Source organism: Breoghania corrubedonensis (genome assembly GCF_003053845.1).
Classification (GTDB): Bacteria; Pseudomonadota; Alphaproteobacteria; order Rhizobiales; family Stappiaceae; genus Breoghania; species Breoghania corrubedonensis.
Map to the genome: position 1 here is coordinate 165354 of NZ_QAYG01000001.1, position 20283 is coordinate 185636.

16 protein-coding genes, 1 tRNA gene, 1 pseudogene and 1 riboswitch are annotated in these 20283 nt (G+C 64.9%); of the genes and pseudogenes, 7 read left to right on the forward strand and 11 right to left on the reverse strand.

The window, feature by feature from the left end:
• Positions 1 to 11 precede the first annotated feature (11 nt).
• Positions 12 to 1343, forward strand: a complete 1332-nt coding sequence (locus C8N35_RS00775; protein ID WP_107987735.1) for an MATE family efflux transporter — start codon at positions 12 to 14, stop codon at positions 1341 to 1343.
• 47 nt (positions 1344 to 1390) lie between these two features.
• Here C8N35_RS00775 and C8N35_RS00780 read toward each other — a convergent pair whose 3' ends face one another.
• The gene (locus C8N35_RS00780) at positions 1391 to 2488 is read right to left on the reverse strand and encodes a quinone-dependent dihydroorotate dehydrogenase (protein ID WP_107987736.1); all 1098 of its coding nucleotides are present in this window, start codon (positions 2486 to 2488) and stop codon (positions 1391 to 1393) included.
• Positions 2485 to 2829, reverse strand: coding sequence for a DUF952 domain-containing protein (locus C8N35_RS00785; protein WP_428977081.1), 345 nt, complete (start codon positions 2827 to 2829; stop codon positions 2485 to 2487). Before C8N35_RS00785 ends, C8N35_RS00780 begins: the two co-directional genes overlap by 4 nt.
• A 331-nt stretch (positions 2830 to 3160) precedes the next feature.
• Between C8N35_RS00785 and C8N35_RS00790 the strand changes: the two genes are divergently transcribed.
• The gene (locus tag C8N35_RS00790) at positions 3161 to 3799 is read left to right on the forward strand and encodes a S24 family peptidase (protein ID WP_107987738.1); all 639 of its coding nucleotides are present in this window, start codon (positions 3161 to 3163) and stop codon (positions 3797 to 3799) included.
• 36 nt (positions 3800 to 3835) lie between these two features.
• On the opposite strand, the gene C8N35_RS00795 is transcribed toward C8N35_RS00790, so the two are convergent.
• The 3 genes from C8N35_RS00795 to C8N35_RS00805 form a co-directional block, all read right to left on the reverse strand.
• On the reverse strand, positions 3836 to 5530 hold the full coding sequence (locus C8N35_RS00795) for a methyl-accepting chemotaxis protein (RefSeq protein ID WP_107987739.1): 1695 nt from the start codon (positions 5528 to 5530) through the stop codon (positions 3836 to 3838).
• A gap of 327 nt (positions 5531 to 5857) precedes the next feature.
• Complete coding sequence (locus C8N35_RS00800) at positions 5858 to 6598, reverse strand: SGNH/GDSL hydrolase family protein (protein WP_107987740.1); 741 nt, start codon at positions 6596 to 6598, stop codon at positions 5858 to 5860.
• Between the two features lie 19 nt (positions 6599 to 6617).
• Positions 6618 to 8273, reverse strand: a complete 1656-nt coding sequence (locus C8N35_RS00805) for a lysine--tRNA ligase (RefSeq protein WP_107987741.1) — start codon at positions 8271 to 8273, stop codon at positions 6618 to 6620.
• 204 nt (positions 8274 to 8477) lie between these two features.
• On the opposite strand from C8N35_RS00805, the gene C8N35_RS00810 reads away from it, so the two are divergent.
• Positions 8478 to 8891: a tellurite resistance TerB family protein gene (locus tag C8N35_RS00810; RefSeq protein WP_107987742.1), complete on the forward strand. Its 414-nt coding sequence runs from the start codon at positions 8478 to 8480 to the stop codon at positions 8889 to 8891.
• A gap of 381 nt (positions 8892 to 9272) precedes the next feature.
• On the opposite strand, the gene C8N35_RS00815 is transcribed toward C8N35_RS00810, so the two are convergent.
• Together C8N35_RS00815 and apaG are read right to left on the reverse strand one after the other, a co-directional pair.
• On the reverse strand, positions 9273 to 10721 hold the full coding sequence (locus tag C8N35_RS00815; RefSeq protein WP_107987743.1) for a TrkH family potassium uptake protein: 1449 nt from the start codon (positions 10719 to 10721) through the stop codon (positions 9273 to 9275).
• Positions 10722 to 10820: 99 nt separating this feature from the next.
• Complete coding sequence (gene apaG, locus C8N35_RS00820) at positions 10821 to 11213, reverse strand: Co2+/Mg2+ efflux protein ApaG (RefSeq protein WP_107987744.1); 393 nt, start codon at positions 11211 to 11213, stop codon at positions 10821 to 10823.
• Positions 11214 to 11486: 273 nt separating this feature from the next.
• On the opposite strand from apaG, the gene C8N35_RS00825 reads away from it, so the two are divergent.
• The gene (locus tag C8N35_RS00825) at positions 11487 to 12095 is read left to right on the forward strand and encodes a CDP-alcohol phosphatidyltransferase family protein (protein WP_107987745.1); all 609 of its coding nucleotides are present in this window, start codon (positions 11487 to 11489) and stop codon (positions 12093 to 12095) included.
• A gap of 55 nt (positions 12096 to 12150) precedes the next feature.
• Here the strand turns inward: C8N35_RS00825 and C8N35_RS00830 are convergent.
• Together C8N35_RS00830 and C8N35_RS00835 are read right to left on the reverse strand one after the other, a co-directional pair.
• Positions 12151 to 12984: pseudogene (locus C8N35_RS00830) on the reverse strand (lytic murein transglycosylase).
• A gap of 92 nt (positions 12985 to 13076) precedes the next feature.
• Entirely contained in the window at positions 13077 to 14261 is a 1185-nt protein-coding gene (locus C8N35_RS00835) for an O-succinylhomoserine sulfhydrylase (RefSeq protein WP_107987746.1), read from the reverse strand.
• A gap of 42 nt (positions 14262 to 14303) precedes the next feature.
• A riboswitch (SAM riboswitch) is annotated at positions 14304 to 14383 on the reverse strand.
• 119 nt (positions 14384 to 14502) lie between these two features.
• Between C8N35_RS00835 and C8N35_RS00840 the strand changes: the two genes are divergently transcribed.
• Complete coding sequence (locus C8N35_RS00840) at positions 14503 to 15603, forward strand: 2'-deoxycytidine 5'-triphosphate deaminase (RefSeq protein ID WP_107988987.1); 1101 nt, start codon at positions 14503 to 14505, stop codon at positions 15601 to 15603.
• A 272-nt stretch (positions 15604 to 15875) separates the two neighbouring features.
• Positions 15876 to 16886: a YihY/virulence factor BrkB family protein gene (locus tag C8N35_RS00845; RefSeq protein ID WP_245926610.1), complete on the forward strand. Its 1011-nt coding sequence runs from the start codon at positions 15876 to 15878 to the stop codon at positions 16884 to 16886.
• 79 nt (positions 16887 to 16965) lie between these two features.
• Here the strand turns inward: C8N35_RS00845 and C8N35_RS00850 are convergent, their stop codons facing one another.
• Positions 16966 to 17769, reverse strand: coding sequence for an ion transporter (locus C8N35_RS00850; RefSeq protein WP_107987747.1), 804 nt, complete (start codon positions 17767 to 17769; stop codon positions 16966 to 16968).
• 211 nt (positions 17770 to 17980) lie between these two features.
• On the opposite strand from C8N35_RS00850, the gene C8N35_RS00855 reads away from it, so the two are divergent.
• Positions 17981 to 18054 (forward strand) — tRNA-Gly (locus tag C8N35_RS00855).
• Here C8N35_RS00855 and C8N35_RS00860 read toward each other — a convergent pair.
• Positions 18020 to 20206 (reverse strand): glycosyltransferase, encoded by a 2187-nt coding sequence (locus C8N35_RS00860; RefSeq protein WP_146177321.1) that lies wholly within the window; start codon positions 20204 to 20206, stop codon positions 18020 to 18022. The genes C8N35_RS00855 and C8N35_RS00860 overlap by 35 nt on opposite strands.
• Between the last annotated feature and the right edge of the window lie 77 nt (positions 20207 to 20283).

The window sequence follows — 20283 nt, forward strand, 5'->3', positions numbered from 1 at the left end:
GAGATCTCCGAATGCCTCGTGATCAGCGTCCCTTCGACGTGACCAACAGGTCCGTTCTCGCCCTCGCGATCCCGATGACGCTCGCCTATCTGTCGACGCCGATCCTGGGCGTGGTGGATACGGCGGTGATCGGGCAGCTGGGCTCGGCCGCGCTTGTCGGCGGGATCGCGGTCGGCGGCATCATTTTCGATCTCGGCTTCACCACTTTCAATTTCCTGCGCTCCGGCACGACCGGCATGACCGCCCAGGCGATGGGATCGGGCGAACACAGGGAAGTGCGCGCCGTGCTGTTGCGCGCGCTCATCATCGCGTTTGCCGCCGGCCTCGCGATGATCGTGCTGCAATGGCCGATCCGCGAAATCGGTATCGCGCTTCTGGGCGGCAGCGACGAGGTGCAGGCGGCGACGCGCACCTATTTCACCTGGCGGATCTATTCCGCGCCCTTTGCGCTTGCCAACTACGCGGTGCTGGGCTGGCTGCTGGGACAGGGGCGCGCCGGAACAGGGCTTTTCCTCCAGACGTTTCTCAACGGCGTCAATATCGCGCTGTCTGTCTATTTCGTGATGGGGCTCGGCTGGGGGGTCAGCGGCGTCGCATTGTCGACCCTGATGGCGGAAGCCTTTACAAGCGCGACAGGCGGGCTGATCGTCTGGCGTTCCTTTGCAGGAAAGCGGCCGCCGTCGCTGCAGCGGGTCTTCAACGCCAAGCGCTTTGCCAAGATGGCGGGCGTCAACCGCGACATCATGATCCGGTCCTTCACGCTACTCTTCGCCTTCGCCTTCTTCACCGCGCGCGGCGCGGCACAGGGCGATGTGACTCTGGCGGCCAATTCCATCCTGGAAAAGCTCTTCATGGTCGCGAGTTATTTCCTCGACGGCTTCGCCAGCGCGGCGGAACAGATCGTCGGGCGTTCGCTCGGGGCGCGCTACCGCCCCGCCTATGACCGGGCCGTCCGGCTGACCATGCTGTGGGGCTTCGGCCTCGCCGGCACCGCAGCTTGCATCTTCTGGTTCGGCGGCCCGTGGCTGATCGATTTCATGACCACCAGCACACCGGTACGAGACGAGGCGCGCGTCTTTCTCGTGTGGGCCGCGCTCACACCTTTGTTCGGCGTCATGGCGTTTCAGATGGATGGCGTTTTCATCGGCGCGACGTGGTCACGCGACATGCGCAACATGATGCTTCTGTCGCTGGCGCTCTATCTGGCAGCCTACGCGGTGCTGTTTCCGGCCTTCGGCAATCACGGGCTGTGGCTGTCGCTGGAGATCTTCCTCGGCGTGCGCGGCATCTCGCTCGGCTTCATGAGCCGCATTCGCGCACGCGAGACGTTCGGGACGGCGTGAGGGCGACGACGGGTGCCCTGAGCGGTTCGGCCGCGTTTGTGGCCCGCTCATGCGCTTCCCCGCTCCGCCCAGGCATCCAGCTCGCAGCCGACCGCCTCGGCGAGGGAGCCGAAGCCCTTCTCATCGAGCTTTTCGGCGAGGTGATCGAGAATACGGCCGATCAGTTCCGGACCCTCGTAGATGAAGCCGGTGTAGATCTGGATGAGATCGGCGCCGGCCGCGATCTTGGCCCAGGCGGTCTCGCCGCTGTCGATGCCGCCGACGCCGATGAGCGGCAGATCGGGGCCGACAAGACGACGGGTGCGGGCCAGCATGGCGGTGGATTTTTGGAAAAGCGGCCGCCCCGAAAGCCCGCCCGCCTCGCGCGCCACGGCCGGATCGCTCACCCCCTCGCGCGAAAGCGTGGTGTTGGAGACGATCAGGCCGTCGACCTCGCGTTCGACAATTTCCGCGCAGATGTCCTCAAGCCCCGAAGCATCCACATCGGGTGCGATCTTGACGACGACGGGCACGCGCCGGCCGATGCGCGTGGTGGCCGCATCGCGGGCTGCGAGCGTGTGTTCCAGCAGCACCGACAGCGCGTCGCGGGCCTGGAGATCGCGCAGGCCCGGTGTGTTGGGCGAGGAAATGTTGATGGTGAAGAACGACGCGAGATCGGCGAAGGCCTCGATGCCGGCGACATAGTCGGCGACGCGGTCATCGGACGTCTTGTTGGCGCCGATATTGACGGCGACGAGACCGCCGCGCGCGCGCCTGCGCTCCAGCCGGCGGCGCATGGCGGCGTGACCGTCATTGTTGAAGCCCATGCGGTTGATGAGCGCGCGATCGGCCGGAGAGCGGAAGATGCGCGGGCTCGGATTGCCAGGCTGGGGCTTCGGCGTGACGGTGCCGACCTCGACGAAGCCGAACCCTTGCGCCAGCAGCGCGTCGGCCACCTCGCCGTTCTTGTCGAAGCCTGCGGCAAGCCCAAGCGGATTGGGAAAATCGAGCCCCAGCACGGCGCAGCGCAGCTTCGCATCGACCTTGCGCGGACAGGCCGGCACGAGACCGGTGGAAAGCGCACGGATCGTCAGATGATGCGCGGTTTCGGGCGCGAGCCGCAGCATCGCCTGGCGGCCGAACCGGTTGACGAGAGAACCGATCATGCTTCGAGCTCCGGAAAGAGGTGGGCGCCGTCCGACCCGAGCGGAAGCGGCTTCACCCAGACGGCGAGAGCCGGATCGAGGGGGGCGTGGAGATGCGGGAACAGCGCGCCGCCGCGCGAAACCTCCCATTTCAGCGCCTCGCCCAACGCTTCGGCGGGGACCGCGACGAGAACGAGATCGGCCACGCCGGCGAAGTGCTTCGCGGCGGTTTCAGCAACCTGTTCGGCGGTCGAGAAATGGATGAAGCCGTCCTTCAGATCGACCGGGGCGCCGGCGAAGGTGCCAGAGGCAACCGCCGCCTCCCACTCGCTGCGGGGGCTGATCTTGTAGATCGTGGTCACGCGGTTCTCCGTCTTGCGTGCCCTGAAGCCTTTTGCCGGCCGTTCGGGCGGGTGGCAGGGAATCATCCCTTCCTGCCCTGTCTTCCTAGCGCAGTTTCGGGGCAAGTGGGAGCGCAGGGAAACGCCAGCGCACGACGGCCGCCCCTTGCGCAAACCGGGCCACGACGGTGCCGCAGTCGTGCGGGATCATGACCGGCGGTGAAACGCGCCATGCGCACCCGGCTACCGCCCCGGAAATGCGGGATTAAAAGGAATATATACCGGGTCAGGCTTGATTGAAGGTATAAATTCCTTCAGGCTGCCCCCTCGAAAATCAACCGGAGGCCGGTCGATGCTCTCCCATGATCGGGTCTGGGCGGCCATTGATACGCTCGCGAAGATCAACGGCATGTCCCCCTCCGGGCTTGCCCGACGCGCCGGGCTTGACCCCACGACATTCAACCGTTCCAAGCGCATTGCCGGCGATGGCAGGCCGCGCTGGCCTTCGACGGAGTCCATCTCCAAGGTGCTGGAGGCCACAGGCACGGCAATCGGCGATTTCGTCATGCTGATGACGCCTCCAGCGATGAAGGACAGGCTCGGCGGCACGGCGGCCGCCACGCCGCTGCTGCAGACGCCGGGCAACGGAAACGGCTTCGACGAGGACGGCCTGCCGGCGAGCGGACGTTGGGACGAGGTGCCTTTTCCCGGCAGCCGCGAGGACGGGATTTTCGCGCTGGAGGTTTCCGGCAACTCGATGCTGCCGCACTATCGCGACGGCGACACCATCATCGTCTCGCCCAACAGCCCGATCCGGCGCGGCGACAGGGTGGTGGTACGCACGCGCGCGGGCGACGTCGCCCCCTGGATCCTGTACCGGCGGACCACACGAACGATCGAACTCCATCCGATCGGGCACGAGCGCACAAAGCGGGTCGTGCCGATCGACGAGATCGACTGGATCTCGCGGATAACCTGGGCAAGCCAGTAGAGCCACACAACGATAGCCAGCCCCGCGGCAAGCAGATCAGGCGGCCTGGATCTCCCTGATGAAGTCCGTGACCTGGGCGTTCAGCCGCTCGCTCTTGTCGGCAACGGAACGGGCGGTGGCGAGAACCTGAGTGGTCGCCGCACTGCTGGTTTCCGCCGCTTCGTTCAGCGAAACGACGTTGCGCGAGACCTCACCCGTGCCCCTCGCCGCTTCGTTGACATTGCGGGCGATCTCCTCCGTGGTGCTCGCCTGCTCTTCGGCAGCGGAGGCCACGGCCGCAGAGATTTCGCTCAGATTGCCGATGACGTGAGCGATCGTCTCGATCATCGGAACCGTCGACTGGACGTCCTCCTGCATCTTGCTGATCTGGGTGGTGATCTCCTCCGTCGCCTTGGAGGTCTGGTTGGCGAGTTCCTTCACCTCCGCCGCGACAACCGCAAAGCCCCGACCCGCTTCGCCCGCCCGTGCGGCCTCTATGGTGGCATTCAGCGCCAGGAGATTTGTCTGCTCGGCGATCGAGCTGATCAGGCTGATGACCTCGCCGATCGCTTCCGCCCCCGTGTTCAGGGAGGAGACCCGTCCGGTGGCGGAGGACACGTGGGTGCGTGCGCTCCCGGCGAGTTCCGACGTCTTGAGAACCTGGGAGCTCACCTCCTTGATGGAGGCGGTCATCTCCTCCGCGGCGGAGGCAACCGTTTCCACGTTCGAGGACGCCTGCGAGGACGCTGCGGCGACGGAAGAACTCTGATTGGCCGTTTCCTCCGCCGTCGCCGCCAGAGATTGAGCCGTTGCTTCCAGTTCGGTGGATGCGGAACTGAGAACGTTCAAGGATTCATCGACTTCCCCGCGAAAACGCGCGGTCAGGTTCGCTATCCGCTCCGCGCGCTCCGCCTTGACGTGCATCTCGGCTTCCTGCTCCGCCCGCAGTTTCTGGCGTTCCAGAGCATTTTCCTTGAAGACCAGCATCGCCTTGGCGATATCGCCGATCTCGTCCTCCCGCTCCACGTAGTCGATCGACAACTCGAAGTCACCGGCGGCCAGACGCTTGAGCCCGGCGACCAGCCGCGTTACCGGCGCCACGACGAACCGGCGGGATACGAAAATCGCCAGGGCGAACCCGCCGACAACGCCGGCCGCCGCAAGCAAGACAACAGCCGCGCTGGCGAATGACGAGGTGTCGGCGGCATCCCGGGAGGCCCGCTCGCCCTTGGTGTCGTTATAGCTCACGAAAGCCGCCAGACGCGACCGCATGTCCGTAACAAGACTGCGGTTCTCCGCAACGCGCTGTGCCAGACGGTCCCGCAGGGCGGCGACATCCTCGTTCGACGCATCGCGCGCCAGCGACAGTGTTTCCTCCAGCTTTTCCGTATAGCGGTCAAACGCGCTGCGCGCTTCGTCCAGCAGCTGCCGCTGTCGTGCGCCGGCGTCTTTCATCGCTCGTTCGTAGCGATCCAGAAAGGATGCCTTGCTCCGAGCCACAGCGGCGCTCACCTCATCGAGCGCGTCCGGTTCCGCCGCGATACGGTATTCCGAACGGCTCAATTCAAGAGCATCCTGGTTCATGCGCGCGCCCATCCGGACCTGACCGGCGGTTTCGTCGACAGAGACAACCGCCCCGCCGACCCGATTCAGAAACACGAAACCGATCACGCTGTTCGCAATCGAGAAGACGCTGATCAGCGCGACAATCACGACGATCTTCCTGGAAATCGACATATTCGCCAAAGACATGAGATGCCCCTTATATTCAAGGCCGCCCGACCCCAATAGTCAACAGTGACATCCCGAAAAGAAGCAATATAACCTCATTCAAAAGACACCACCTCGCATATGAATATATTCATCGCACAATTGTTAAACGTAAGTTTATTCAAGAATGCGGATTTATTACGATATAATTGCCGCAAACGTGAGAATTTATTTGATATGATAGCCGTTATGCCGAGGCGTTACTTCTCATTCTGCACTCAATACGCGGTATCATGGTATTTAAACTCTGGCGGGAGAACGCGACTTACCCGCATTTCGCCCACACGCCCGTGAGGAGGCCGGACTGGCTCAGGGGGCCTCGGGCAGGTGCATATGGTCCACCACGTGCTCGCCCCAGTCCGCCATGCCTGCGGCGGAGGGATGAAAACCGTCTTCGCAGAAGGCGTCGGGGCCGAAGTCCAGCATGCGCGGAATGGCGGTCGCGCCGCGTTCGGCGCACAGCGTGTTGCCGATCATGTTGATGAGGGCGGCGCGGCGCTCCAGAATGCGGCCGAGCGTGGGCGGAAGCGCGGGCACGCGGTCCATCGGCATGATGTTCGGCCAGTAGAGCGCGGCCTGCGGAAAGCGGGCGCGCAGCGCATATAGAAGGCCACCGAACCCCTTCTTCCAGCCTTTCCCGGTCCGGAAATTCTTGATGTCGTTGGTGCCGATGGAAATGATCACGTGCGTCCAGTCGCGCGGCTCGATATGCGCCATGACGTGGTCGCGGATCTCGTTGGAGATCGCGGAGTTGAAGCCGGCCGTGCGGTAGGACACCGCGCGGCCGGTGCGTTCGTTGAGGATGCGGGCGACCTGGGCGGCCAGCCCTTCCTCGATATGATCGATCCCGACACCCGCGGCGGACGAGTCGCCCACGACAAGCAGCCTCAGATCGGTGCCTTCGCCTGCGATACGGCCGCTTGGCTCTCCGGGTGCCGGCAGGAGACGGCGGACGGTGAGCCGGACGCCGATGCCCTGCCAGGCGTAGACGGGAAAGGCGAGCCAGCTCGCCAGCGCGGCAAGCCGGATGGCTGCACTCCCCTGCCCCATTCACATCCTCCCGGCTACGTCAGCCCAGCTCACCCTTGAGACATTTGGCAATGAGCGCGCGGGTCTCGTCAATGCCGTAGAGCGCCACGAAGGAGCCGAAACGCGGGCCCTTTTCCTGACCCAGCAGGCACTGATAGATCGTCTGGAACCACACGACCGAGACGCCGGGGCCGCCGTCGGGGCCCTTCTTGTTCGCGTCCTGATAGCGCTCGATGGCACGGCCGATATCGAGGATCGCATCCTGGATCGTCGCGCCGTCCGCATCGGCCGGCAGCGCCGCGAGCTTGGCGTCGAGACCGGCGAGCGCCTGACGCTCCACCTCGTCCGGTGCCTTGAACGATTTCGCCGGCTTGACGAAGTCGTCGAAGTAACGGATCGCATAGCCGACGAGGCGGTCGAGTTCGGGGTTCGTCTCCGGCGTCTCGCCCGGCGCATAGCGCGAGATGAAGGCCCACAGCACATCCTTGTTCTCCGCATTCGAGGCGGAGACGAGGTTCAAGAGCATGGCGAAGGGCACAGGCATGTCGATCGCCGGCACCTTGCCGGAATGGATGTGCCACACCGGGTTGCCGAGTTTCTGCATCACCGGCATGTCGGCGTATTTCTGGAGGAAGGTGTAATATTCGTCCACCGCCTTCGGAATGACGTCGAAATAGAGCTTCTTGGCGCTCTTGGGCTTCTGGAACATGTAGAGCGCGAGGCTCTCGGTCGGCGCGTAGGTCAGCCACTCGTCGATGGTGAGGCCGTTGCCCTTCGACTTGGAGATCTTCTCGCCGTTCTCGTCCAGGAACAGCTCGTAGACGAAATGCTCCGGCGGGGTGCCGCCCATGACCTGGCAGATCCTGTCGTAGACGCCCATGTTGGGGCCGTGGTCCTTGCCGAACATCTCGAAATCGACGCCGAGCGCCGCCCAGCGGGCGCCGAAATCGGGCTTCCACTGCAGCTTCACCCGGCCGCCCGTCACGTCCAGCGTGACGTCGTCGCCATCCTCGTCGGTATAGGTGATGGTGCCGGCCTTCGCATCCACCGCCTTCATCGGCACGTAGAGAACGCGGCCGGTCTTGGGCGAGATCGGCAGGAAGGGCGAATAGGTCGCCTGGCGTTCCTCGCCCAGCGTCGGCAGCATCACCTTCATGATGTCGTCGTAGCGTTCCAGCGCCTTCAGCAGCGTCTCGTCGAGCTTGCCGGACTTGTAGTATTCGGTCGCACTCGCGAACTCATAGTCGAAACCGAACGTGTCGAGGAAGCGGCGCAGCATCGCGTTGTTATGCGCGCCGAAGCTCGCGTAATCGCCGCCGAAGGGATTCGGCACGACGGTCAGCGGCATGTGCAGGTACGGCTCCAGCGCGGCCTTGTCGGGCACGCTGTCGGGGATCTTGCGCATCCCGTCCATGTCGTCGGAGAAACACAGCAGCCGGGTCGGGATCTTGTCCTCGGTCAGCAACCGGAAGGCGGTGCGCACCATGGTCGTGCGCGCGACCTCGCCGAAGGTGCCGATATGCGGCAGGCCGGACGGGCCGTAGCCTGTCTCGAACAACACCGGTTTGTCGTATCCCCGCTTCTCGATCCGTTTGACCAGTTTGCGCGCCTCTTCGAACGGCCAGGCTTTGGAAGCCCGGGCCGCCTCGATAAATTCAGGCGACAGGTCAAGCGGGGGCAGGGATTGCTCGGTCATTTTCCGGTTTGTTCCATTGAAATCGTGATGAAGCGCCGTTCGCGGCGCGCCGGGACACTAGAACAAGCAGCGTACGGATGGAATTGCGGAATACGATAAAAGTGAAGCAAAATTCGCCACGTCAGCCTTATGCTTGCGGAGGGGTATGGGAATGCCTACCTTCGCCCCGCAGACTAAACATTGCTCAGGAAACCTGTTCATCCCATGACCGACCCGGTGTCTCCCCAGAAAGCCCTGATCTACACGATGGTGACGATTTCGGCCGCCGACAGCACGATGACCGACTCCGAACTGCTGAAAATCGGCGAGATCGTTCAGACACTTCCCGTTTTCCGCGAATTCGACGCCGACAAGCTCGTGCAGGTCGCGGAGGAATGCGGTGCGCTGCTGGAGGGCGATGACGGGCTCGACACCGTGCTGGAAGTGATCGCCGGCGCGCTGCCGGAAAAGCTCTACAAGACGGCCTATGCGCTGGCGGTGGAGGTGGCCGCGGCCGATCTCGTCGTCGAGCAGGAGGAGCTGCGCTTCCTGGCGCTGCTGCGCGACCGGCTGCACCTCGACAAGCTCACCGTCGCCGCGATCGAGCTCAGCGCAAGGGTGCGCAACCGGGTGGTTTGAGGCTTCACGGGGCGTGGGGTGGGGCGGTCGCCCATCCTGCGGGACGGCCTTGTCCGGCCCCCTTTGTCGTGGTCCTCGCCCCGTGGACCTCGCTCCGTGGTCCTCGCCCCGTGGACCTCGCTCCGTGATCCTCGCCAGGGTCCGCGCGACGTTCTCCCGAACCACCTCGCCGTAAGCTCTCCACCGTCATTGTCCGGCGCAGTCCGGGCAATCCAGTGTCGGTCCCCGCATGCCCGGATAGACCAATAAATTCCCCGGACAAAGCCGGGGGATGATGGTGGAAAGAGCGCAGCGCGGGAAAATGTCACCGGTCGGCCGGTTTCCGCTTCTTCTCCAACTGAGTTTATGGCACTCGGCGGCGCAAGGATCCCTCGCCCGCCCCTACCCCCGCCAGAAGCGCGGGATGAACAGCACCAGCACCGTCAGCAGTTCCAGCCTTCCCAAGAGCATGCCGAAGGAAAGAACCCATTTGGCCGGATCGTTGAGCGACTGGAAGGTGCCGGCAGGGCCAATGATCTCGCCAAGCCCGGGGCCGACGTTGGAAATCGCCGTGGCTGCGCCCGAAAGGGCGGTCAGGTCGTCGAGGCCGGTCATGTTCAATGCGATCGCCAGGCCCGCGAAGCTGCAGATGTAGAGAAAGAAGAAGCTCTGCACCGCGGCGACGACGTTGTCGTCGATCGGCCGGCCGTTGAAACGCGGCACGAAGATGCCGTTGGGATAGACGCTGCGGTTGAAATGCTGGCCGAGGCTCGCCCACAGCACCTGAAGGCGGAAGACCTTGATGCCGCAGGACGTCGAGCCCGCGCAGCCGCCGATGAACATGATGATGAAGAACAGCCCGGCCGAGAACGGCCCCCAGGCATTGTAGTCGGCGTTGGCGTAGCCCGTTCCCGTCATCACCGAGACGACGTTGAAGGCCGCGTAGCGCAGGCCCTCGATCCCGTCATGAATGCCGCTGTGGTGCTGGAAGAGCCAGATGATCAGAATGAAGATCGCCAGCAGCATGAAGAACGTGCGCACCTGCGTGTCGCGCAGCAGGGCGCGCGGCTCGCCACGCAGGAGCTTGATGTAGAGCAGGAAGGGCAGTGAGCCGATACACATGAAGGCGACGGCGATCCAGTCGATGGCGGCGCTGTCGAAATGGCCGAGCGAGGCGTCCTTAGTCGAGAAGCCGCCGGTCGCCACCGTCGTCATGGCATGCATGATCGCATCGTCCAGCGCCATGCCGGCGAGGTGGTAGAGGATCGCGCAGGTCCCGGTCAGGCCGATGAAGATCAGCGTCATGATGCCGGAGATCTGCGTGGCGCGCGGCAGGATCTTTTCCGGCGCGTCGAAGGCCTCGGCCTTGAAGAGCTGCATGCCGCCGACCTTCAGCATCGGAAGCACCGCGAGCGCCATGACGATGATGCCGAGCCCGCCCAGCCATTGCAGGATGGCGCGCCAGAACAGCACGCCGGGTGCGGCATGGTCGAGCCCGACGATGACGGTCGCCCCGGTGGTGGTGAGGCCGGACATCGCCTCGAAGAAGGCGTCCGTGTAGGTCGGCACACTGCCCGACCACAGCAGCGGCAGCGCCCCGAAGGCCGACAGCACGATCCAGACAAGGCATGTCATGACGAAGGCCTGGCGCAGGCCCATGGAGCCGGGCGAGCCGCGCGAGGACAGCCACAGCGCAAGGCCGATCATCATCGTCAGCAGCGATGAGGCGGCGAAGATGCGCCAGTCGTCGTTCTCGGCCGCAAGATCGACCAGCGCCGGCACCATCATGGCGACGCCCAGCGTGGCGAGCAGCACCCCAGTGACAAGCAGGATGGGCCGAAGGTCAAGCAAGTATGGGGCCTCGGACGATCATTTGACGTGAAGCTGGACTGTCGTGCAGCGGCAAGGGGGCGTCAACGCGGTATCGCATCGTCCGGGCCGCGATGCACGTCAATTCAGGACCCGGGGCAGATCGGGAATATCGAGCGGAAAGGCCGGAATGGCGACAGCGAAGACATCGCCATCCCTTGTCTGCATCTGGTAGGAGCCGACCATGATGCCCGATGTCGTGGCGAGCGGGCAGCCGGACGTGTACTGGTAGCTGGCGCCGGGCCTGAGAACCGGCTGCTCGCCGACCACTCCAGCACCACGCACCTCCTGCACGCGGCCCGAGGCGTCGGTGATCTTCCAGTGGCGGGACAGAAGCTGCACGGTGTCGTCGCTCTGGTTGACGATGCGCACGGTGTAGGCCCAGAAATAGTGGTCGTCCGACGGGGCCGACTGGTCCGCCAGATAGGTCGGCTCGACCACAACCTCGATACCCCGCGTCTCTTCGCTGTACATTTTCCTGTTCCGTGAAAGGCGCGCAGAGCCTTCGGGCGCTGCGGTTGAGGTCGGCATTCTCGCTTCATTCTAAATCAAGCCGCGGCAAAGGTGAATCGCATTCGCGCCCAGACCGGCCTCATTCGGTCCCCGGACGCGTTCATATCTTCTTGAACCGACAGGACAAAGCCTTCGCGCTGTTGACCGGACGCCTCGCCTCAACGCAGGGTAGGAGCAGGAACTTGCCTCAACCCTTCGCCTTCCCCTCTCCAATACCAGCTTCGTTTCAGGCCCATGCTCGACGCCTATCTCCGCCCCAGGATCGATCGCCCGCTCAACGCGGCAGGCCGTGTGCTGGCGCGTTTCGGCATCGGCGCGGATGCGGTGACCTTCACCGGCCTTGCGCTCGGGCTGGCGGGGGCGGCGGCCATCGCCCTTCATCGTCCCCTCGTTGCGCTTGTCCTCATTCTCGCCAGCCGGCTCGCGGACGGGCTCGACGGTGCGGTGGCGCGCGCGACCCGGCTTACCGACGCCGGCGGCTATCTCGATATCGTGTGCGATTTCCTGTTCTACGGGGCGGTCCCGCTCGCCTTCGTCATCGCCGATCCCGCCGCGAACGGGTTTGCCGGGGCGGCCTTGCTGGCGAGCTTCTACGCCTCCGGCACGACATTCCTGGCGTTTGCCGCTATCGCGCAAAAGCGCGGGCTTTCGACATCGGCGCAAGGGGTGAAGTCGCTCTACTATCTCGGCGGCATCGCGGAAGGGACGGAGACGATCGCCTTCTTCGTGGCGATCTGCCTGTGGCCAGCCCATTTCGCAGTGCTGGCGTGGGTGTTCGCGGGCGTGTGTTACTTTTCCGCGATCATGCGGATGATCAACGGCGCGTTGATGCTGCGCGAGTGAGTGCGGGCGACGGAATGTGCGGAACGACGGCGCGCTGGATAGCGAGGTTGCGGCCCTACCGTCCCGCCATCTTCTCCGCCATGGCGGAGATCGTCTGCACGTAGACGTCTGCCTTGTTCCAGCCGCGCAGCGCCTTGTAGTTGGCCGTTCCCGGGCCCCAGGGCTGGCCGGGCCGCCAGCCGTAGGCCTTGAGGTAGTTGGCGGTCGAGGCCAACACGTCCGGTACGGAGCGGATGAGATCGCGGTGGCCGTTATGGTCGTAGTCGACTGCGTATTTCATGTAGTTGGAGGCGAGAAACTGGGTCTGGCCGATTTCGCCCGCCCAGGCGCCACGCATCTGCGAGGGGGCCATGTCGCCGCGCGCGACGATCTTCAGCGCGCTGTCGAGTTCGTTGGTGAAGAAGGCGGACCGACGGCAGTCGAAGGCAAGGGTGGCCAGCGAGCGCATGACCGGCATGGAACCGCTATTGGCGCCGAAACCGGTCTCGAGCCCTCAGATGGAGACGATGATTTCCGGTGGCACGCCGAAGTCGCGTTCGATGCGATCAAAAAGCCGGCGGTTGTTGCCGATATAGGACCGCCCCCGGCTGATCATCGCGTTGGAAACGCGGCGGCGGTAAAACTGGTTGAAGCTCAGCTTGAAAGACTTCTGAGAGCGATCGAGGCGGACGACCCTGGGATCGTAGCGCACACCGGACAGCGCGCTCTCGATAACGCCGCGCGAGGCGACGCGCCGGGCGGCGGCATCGCTCTTGTAAGCGGCAAGCCAGGCATCGAAGCCAGACCCGTCATTGCCGCACGACGCCGCACCCGCGGCCCCCGAGAACGCGAGCGAGCCCAGCAGGACCGCCGCGACACGCAAAAACCCGACCCCGCCCCTGAACCGCATCATCGCCTCCGGCATGACAGCAACATGGCGGTTACTATTGCCATGCCGGAGGAGATAGGCAATCGGCCTTTTGCCGGTCGGATGATGGCGGCTCAGATGACGGCCAGCGCCTCGTCGATATCGGCGAGCAGGTCGTCCACATGCTCCAGGCCGACGGAGAAGCGCAGCATGCCGCCGGTGATCCCCATTTCCAGCCGCGCCTCTTCGGCGACACTCTGGTGGGTCGTTGTGGCCGGATGGCAGATGATGCTCTTGGCGTCGCCCAGATTGTTGGAGATCTTGATGATGTCGAGCGCGTTGCAGAAGGAGAAGGCCGCTTCCTTGCCGCCGGCGAGCTCGAAGGCGACGAGGGTGGAACCGCCCGTCATCTGCTTCTTCACGATGTCCGCCTGGGGGTGATCCGCGCGGCCAGGATAGATCAGCTTCGAGACGGCCTTGTGGTCGGCCAGGAAATCGGCGATGCGGCCGGCACTCTCGGTCTGGCGCTCGATGCGCAGCGGCAGGGTCTCCAGCCCCTTCAGCATCACCCAGGCATTGAACGGCGACATGCTCGGCCCGGTGTGCTTGAAGAACGGATGGAATTCCTCCTCGATCCATTCTTCGTCCGACAGAACGATACCGCCCAGACACCGGCCCTGGCCGTCAATGTGCTTGGTGGCGGAATAGACGACGGTGTCGGCGCCGAGCTTCAGCGGCGACTGCCACAGCGCGGTGGCGAAGACGTTGTCGACGACGAGGCGGGCGCCGGCTTCATGCGCGATGTCGGCGACGGCGGCGATATCGACCACGCTCAGCGTCGGGTTGGTCGGGGATTCCAGGAACATCACGCGGGTGTTGGGCCTGACCGCCGCCTTCCATTCCTCGATCTTCGTGCCGTCGACCAGCGTCGCTTCCACGCCGAAGCGCGGCAACACGGTTTCGGCGATATAGCGGCACGAGCCGAACAGCGCCTTGGCCGCGACGATGTGCTCTCCGGCGCGCACCGAGGCCAACAGCGCGGCGGTGACGGCGGCCATGCCGCTGGCGGTCGCCCGCGCGGCGCCCGCGCCTTCCAGCTCGCACATGCGCGTTTCGAACATGTCGACAGTGGGATTGGCATAGCGTGAATAGACGAAGCCCGGATCGTCGCCGTTGAAGCGCGCCTCGGCCTTCTCCGCGCTCGGATAGACGAAGCCTTGCGTCAGGAAGAGCGCTTCGGAGGTTTCGTTGAACGGACTACGCAATGCGCCGCCATGCACCAGTCTGGTTGCCGGACGCCAGTCTTTCTCGTTCGTCATTCGATGCTCCAGATACAAAAAAACCCGGTCGCAGATGGCCGGGCTCCAAAGCACCCGGTCTTTTTAGCGACTTATTTAACGTGGCTGCAAGCCGACCGGCCCAAATCACCACGGGATCGTTGACCTGAATACGTCAAGAGCGGCTTGGCGTCAATGCGGGGATCGGTTAAGGGGGTACCGGATAAGGCGAGGGGCCCGGCAAGGGCGACAGGCCAGATCAGCGCGAAAGGCGATGAACGACATGACAGACGCACCGGCCGGCATCCTGCCGGCGCACATGATCGAGGCGCTTTTCGCAAGTGGCGGCATCGTGGCGGACCGGACGTTCGATGACGATCAGATCCAGCCGGCGAGCCTCGACCTGAGACTTGGCAAGATCGCCTGGCGGGTGCGCGCCTCCTTTCTGCCCGGGCCCGGCAAGTCGGTCGCCAGCAAGCTCGACCGGCTGAAGCTGCACGAATTCGACCTGACCGGCGGCGCCGTTCTGGAGACGGGCTGCGTCTATATCGTGCCGCTGCTGGAAGAACTGGACCTGCCCGCCGATGTCGCGGCCGCGACCAATCCGAAAAGTTCCACCGGCCGGCTCGACGTGTTCACGCGGGTGATCACCGATGAGGGCCAGGAATTCGACACGGTGCCGGCGGGATACAGCGGCGCGCTCTATGCCGAAATCAGCCCGAAGACCTTCCCCGTGCTGGTGCGCACGGGCACGCGGCTTTCGCAGATCCGGTTCCGGCGCGGGCATCCGACGGTTTCCGACGAGGAACTGACCGGCATCGACGCGGCGGCGGAACTGATCACCGGCGGCCATGCGCGTATCGGCGGCGGGCTTCAGCTTTCCATCGATCTCGCCGGCACGGGCAAGGACAGGCTCGTCGGGTTTCGCGCCAAGCGGCACACCGGCGTCATCGACATGGACGTGAAGGCGGCGCACGATCCGCTCGATTTCTGGGAGCCGATCCACCGGCGCGGGGCGGCGGAACTCATTCTCGATCCGAACGAATTCTATATCCTCGTCTCGCGCGAGGCGGTGCACGTGCCGCCCGATCTGGCGGCCGAAATGGTGCCGTTCGATCCGCTTGTGGGCGAATTCCGGGTCCATTACGCCGGCTTCTTCGATCCCGGCTTCGGGCATTCGGAGATCGGCGGGGCCGGCTCGCGCGCCGTGCTGGAGGTGCGCTCGCACGACGTGCCCTTCATGCTCGACCACGGCCAGACCGTGGGCAGGCTCGTCTACGAGCGCATGGCGGAGCGGCCGAGGACGCTCTACGGCGAGGGCATCGGCTCCAACTACCAGGGCCAGGCGCTGAAGCTGTCGAAGCATTTCAGGGCGATGGAGTAGCCGGCGCCGATCGGCCACGGGGCCAGTCCGGAACTTTTCGCGGAACAAGGCCTTTCACCAGAGCGACGGGTGTTGGAGGTTTCTGGACAGGCGGTCAATTGGATGGCCGGGTTGCGTCGTATGCGAGCGACACATTCGGTTGTCATCCCCGCGCAGGCGGGGAACCAGTGACCCCGGGCGCTTCTATCCGGGCACGGAAGTTGGGCCTCTGGAATGCTGGATCCCCGCCTGCGCGGGGATGACAATCGAGAGCGGTGGAGCAAGGGGGAGGCGTGAGGGAAACGAGCGACAGCGACGCCATCGATGACGAGGCGGCGGCCTGCCACAACGCCGAACCCGGCCGCGGCCGGTCGGCGTCAAGACCCTCGCAGATCCCCCTGCGCGGACTTCTCGACGTCCTCTGGCGGGTCGCTCACCAGATCGTCATCGACCGGGTGATGCTGGTGGCCGCCGGCGCCACCTATTATTTCCTGCTGGCGCTGTTTCCCGGCCTTGCCGCCTTCGTGGCGCTTTACGGGCTCGTCGCCAATCCGCTGACCATCGCCGATCACGTGCAGGCGCTGGAGGGCATCGCCCCGGCGGCGGCCATCGGCCTCATCCACGCCCAGCTGGAGGCGCTCGCCTCCCAGACCCGCAACACGCTCAATTTCGCCTTTTACGGCGGCCTCGCCGTATCGCTGTGGAGCGTGAACGCGGCGATCAAGGCGCTGTTCGAGGCGATGAACATCGCCTACAACGAAGCGGAGAAGCGCAGTATCCTGCGGCTGAACCTGATTTCGCTGGGTTTCACGATGGGGGCGATCTTCACCGGCGCGCTTCTTGTCCTTGCCATCGGCGTGATCCCGACGGTACTTGCCTTCGTCGATCTCGGCGACTTGGCGGGTCGGCTGATCGGGCTCACCCGCTGGCCGGTGCTGTTGGCGGTGATCGGCTTCGGCATCACGCTGATCTACCGCTTCGGTCCGAGCCGGGAGCGGGCGAAATGGCGCTGGCTCAGCTGGGGCGGACTGCTGGCCACCCCGCTGTGGCTCGCCGCCTCCTTCGCGTTTTCCTACTACATCGAGAATTTCGCCGACTACAACGCCACCTACGGCACGCTGGGTGCGGTCATCGGCCTGATGGTGTGGATCTGGATTTCCGTGGTCATCCTTATCGTGGGCGCGGAACTCAACGCCGAACTGGAGCACCAGACGGCCCGCGATTCCACCACCGGCACGCCCCTGCCGATGGGCGAACGCGGCGCGATGGTCGCCGACACGTTGGGGAGGGCCCGCAAGGGGTAGCGCTGGATCACCCGGACTGCGCCGGGTGATGACGGCGGAGCGATTGAAGGATGGGTCGCTTGCCGCCCCCCGCCTCGCCTCAACCCTGCGCCTCGGCCTCCACGCTGCGGCGCAACTCCGCCAGTTCGCGGCGCAGCGCCCTCACCTCCTCCAGCACGATGCCGGTTTCCGAATGGATCGCCTGACGGTCGGCCTCCGCGATCTGGTCGTGCTCCTCCTGCATGGCGGAGACGATGATACCGATGAAGAGGTTGAGCACGGTGAAGGCGGTGGCCAGGATAAAGGGCAGGAAGAAGATCCAGGCAAGCGGATGCGCCTCCATGACGGGACGCACGATGCCCATCGACCAGCTTTCCAGCGTCATGATCTGGAACAGCGTGTAGGCCGAGGCGCCGAGCGAGCCGAACCATTCGGGAAACGTCTCGCCATAGAGGTTCGTCGCCATGACAGAGAAGATGTAGAAGACCAGGCTCATCAGGAGCACGATGGAGCCGAGGCCGGGGAGCGCTGCGATCAGCCCGCCGATGACGCGTTGCAGCGATGGCACGGCGGAGACGAGCCTCAGTACCCGAAGAACGCGCAGCGCCCGCAGCACCGACAGAGCACCGGTCGCCGGCACCAGCGCGACCGCGACGACGAAAAAGTCGAACAGGCTCCACGGCCGGCGGAAGAACGAGAGCCGGAAGACGAAGATCCGCAGCGCGATCTCGACCACGAAGATGGCGATGACAGCATGGTCGACGGCACTCAGCAGGCCGCCGATCGCACCGGTGATGGTGGGGCTTGTTTCCAGCCCGAGCGTCACCGCATTGAGGACGATGATGGAGATGATCGTCCATTCCCACGGCCTTGACTGGACGATTTCCCGCAGCCTGTCACGCATGTTCACCCCGGTTCCCAAAGGCGGCCCTCACGGCCGCGGTTTGCCGATGCGATGTAGGTGGAGATACGGGGTCTGCCAAGGGCTGATGCCGCAAAGACAGTTCGCGAGGCGGAGCGCGCTCCTCCTGTTGAAAGCCTGGGGCCTGCGCCTCCGCGCCCACGCTATTCCGCTTGACAGGACGGGTCCGGACACGGAAAAGAGACAGTGCTTCGCGGGTGTAGCTCAATGGTAGAGCAGAAGCTTCCCAAGCTTACGACGAGGGTTCGATTCCCTTCACCCGCTCCACCCCCTCCCCCCTTTCATTCGTGCGTCTTGCACCGCTGGTTCCGGCTTCCTTCGACCGCCGCCGCCTGGCAAGGCCATGGTTCGTCTTGCGCCAATGGAACGGGCGAAGAACGAGTTCCACCACCGCGACGGCGAAGGCTGCGCTCATCATCAGCCAGTAGAGCGGAAGGCCCGCCCAGTCGAGCGGCCGAATGCGCAGCCGCCGGCGCCGCGCGGCCCGCAACATCGCGAACGCGGATGCGCCATAGCCGGCGATCAGGCACGCCGTGCCGGCACCCATAACCGTTGCATCGGCGAGACCGCGCAGGCGCGGTACCAGCGTATCGTCGAACGCGTAAAGCGCGATGACGGCGAGAAAGGCGGGGTGAGCGACGAGGGCCAGCGCGGTTCCCGCAAACAGCAACACGGTGACGGCGAAGTTGACGGGGCCCAGATCCCGCCAGAGTTGACGCGGGCTTTGGGTGTGGACGAGCCATGTCTGCAGCCAGCCCTTGTGCCAGCGCACCCGCTGGTTCAACCACGCGGAAAAGGTGAGCGGCGCCTCCTCCCATGTGGTGGATTCCACCGTGACGATGCGCCAGCCATCGCGCACCAGACGGATGCCGATATCGATGTCCTCGGTGACGTTGTGCGGGTCCCAGCCGCCGCAATCCTCCAGCGCGCGCCTGCGAAAATGGTTCGAGGTCCCGCCCAGTGGCAAAAGCAGATCGCGCCCCGCCATCCAGGGCAGCAGGATGTCGAACAATGTCGCGTATTCCAGCGCGAACTGGCGGGTGAAGAAGGTCTCTTCCGCATGGTCGATGGCAAGGCGCGCCTGAACGCAGCCGACCGATGGCGGGGCGGAGGCAAAGAGCCGGGCGCATTTCACGAGTTGATCCGGCTCCGGCCTGTCCTCCGCATCGTAGACCGTGACGAGATCGCCGCGCGCGAACCGCATGGCATAGGAAAGCGCCTTGGGCTTGGTGCGCGGGCCCTTGGCGGGCACGACGAGGATTTCGAAGGGGGGACCGGGAATGGCGCGGGCAAGGGCTGCGCGGGTTTCGGCGTCGTCCTCTTCCACCAGGAACTTGATGTCGAGGCGCGAACGCGGATAGGCGAGCCGCGCCATAGCGGCAACGAGATCCCCGGCGACGGCGGCTTCCCGGTAGAGCGGGATCAACACCGTGTAGAGCGGCCAGTCGGGCCCGCGCGGCATGCGCCCGCGGCGCAGCGGATGTTCCACGCCATCGAAGAGCCCCGCACAAAAGCGCGCGGTGCTGCCTGCGAGAAAGAACAGGCCCGCAAGGGCCATCAGCAGACCGGGAGCGAAGAAGGCGGCCGCCAGAACCGGGGCGAAAAGCGCCACGGCGCGCAAGGTGGAGGCCGCGCTGGCGAACAGGCGGGTATGGGCGGCGGAATATTCCGGCCGGGCGACGGCCAGCCCATGGACGGCGGAATGGATGGCGGCGGCGCGGGCGAGGCTTTCCGGCGTGGTGATGGCGATGCGGGACGCGACCCGGGGATCGCGACGCACCCGCGCGATAACCTCCCCCACGCTGGCAGGGCGCGGCGCCAGGGCAACGGTCTTGCCTTCGGCCGCGCGTTCCCCGTCACCACTCCCGACACCTTCGCTTTTTCCCTGCCCGTCCAGCGCCAGCACCGCGAGCCGGGCCGGATCGGCACGCACGAGCGATGGCGCCAGCCGTGGATCCGGCCTCAGGGCGGAGAACTCCAGAAAGCGCACACCAAGCGTGGCCGCCAGATGACGGTAATAGGCCTCACGCGAAAGAAGGCCGCGCGCAAGAAGGAGGTCCGCCGCGCAGGCGCCGCGCGTGTCGGCTTCCAGCGCCGCGGCGGCAAGAATGCTCACCGACACGCCATGATGCGCAAGGAAACGGATATCGTCGGGAAGTTCGGGCGTCTGTGGCGGGCGAAACGGCTCGGGAGCGGTTGGATCGGGAAAGTCGGGATCGGGAAAGGCCCGCTTCACGGCGATGTGGGCACGTGGAGCGTGCAGGAAGGCTGCCTCCCCGATATCGCTCAAACCGCCATGACTTGTACCGCTATCACCAGACCCGGTATCACCAGACCCGATATCACCAGACCCGATATCGCTGAAGCCGGCACGAGACGGCTCGTGATAATCGGCACGGTCGTCCGACCACGTACTCAACGGCTTCCCCCCGGCCCCGCAATAAACTAATGTCCGCACAAGGATGCGGACAGCGGGTCAACGGAGCCGATCCTTGG

Excerpts from the sequence above, each read along its gene's own strand:
- C8N35_RS00805 (WP_107987741.1), bottom strand. The coding sequence starts at position 8,273 with ATGACCGAGCAATCCCTGCCCCCGCTTGACCTGTCGCCTGAATTTATC.
- C8N35_RS00810 (WP_107987742.1), top strand. The coding sequence starts at position 8,478 with ATGACCGACCCGGTGTCTCCCCAGAAAGCCCTGATCTACACGATGGTG.
- C8N35_RS00850 (WP_107987747.1), bottom strand. The coding sequence starts at position 17,769 with ATGCGTGACAGGCTGCGGGAAATCGTCCAGTCAAGGCCGTGGGAATGG.
- C8N35_RS00800 (WP_107987740.1), bottom strand. The coding sequence starts at position 6,598 with ATGGGGCAGGGGAGTGCAGCCATCCGGCTTGCCGCGCTGGCGAGCTGG.
- C8N35_RS00840 (WP_107988987.1), top strand. The coding sequence starts at position 14,503 with ATGACAGACGCACCGGCCGGCATCCTGCCGGCGCACATGATCGAGGCG.
- C8N35_RS00835 (WP_107987746.1), bottom strand. The coding sequence starts at position 14,261 with ATGACGAACGAGAAAGACTGGCGTCCGGCAACCAGACTGGTGCATGGC.
- C8N35_RS00790 (WP_107987738.1), top strand. The coding sequence starts at position 3,161 with ATGCTCTCCCATGATCGGGTCTGGGCGGCCATTGATACGCTCGCGAAG.
- C8N35_RS00780 (WP_107987736.1), bottom strand. The coding sequence starts at position 2,488 with ATGATCGGTTCTCTCGTCAACCGGTTCGGCCGCCAGGCGATGCTGCGG.
- C8N35_RS00795 (WP_107987739.1), bottom strand. The coding sequence starts at position 5,530 with ATGTCTTTGGCGAATATGTCGATTTCCAGGAAGATCGTCGTGATTGTC.
- C8N35_RS00775 (WP_107987735.1), top strand. The coding sequence starts at position 12 with ATGCCTCGTGATCAGCGTCCCTTCGACGTGACCAACAGGTCCGTTCTC.
- C8N35_RS00825 (WP_107987745.1), top strand. The coding sequence starts at position 11,487 with ATGCTCGACGCCTATCTCCGCCCCAGGATCGATCGCCCGCTCAACGCG.
- apaG (WP_107987744.1), bottom strand. The coding sequence starts at position 11,213 with ATGTACAGCGAAGAGACGCGGGGTATCGAGGTTGTGGTCGAGCCGACC.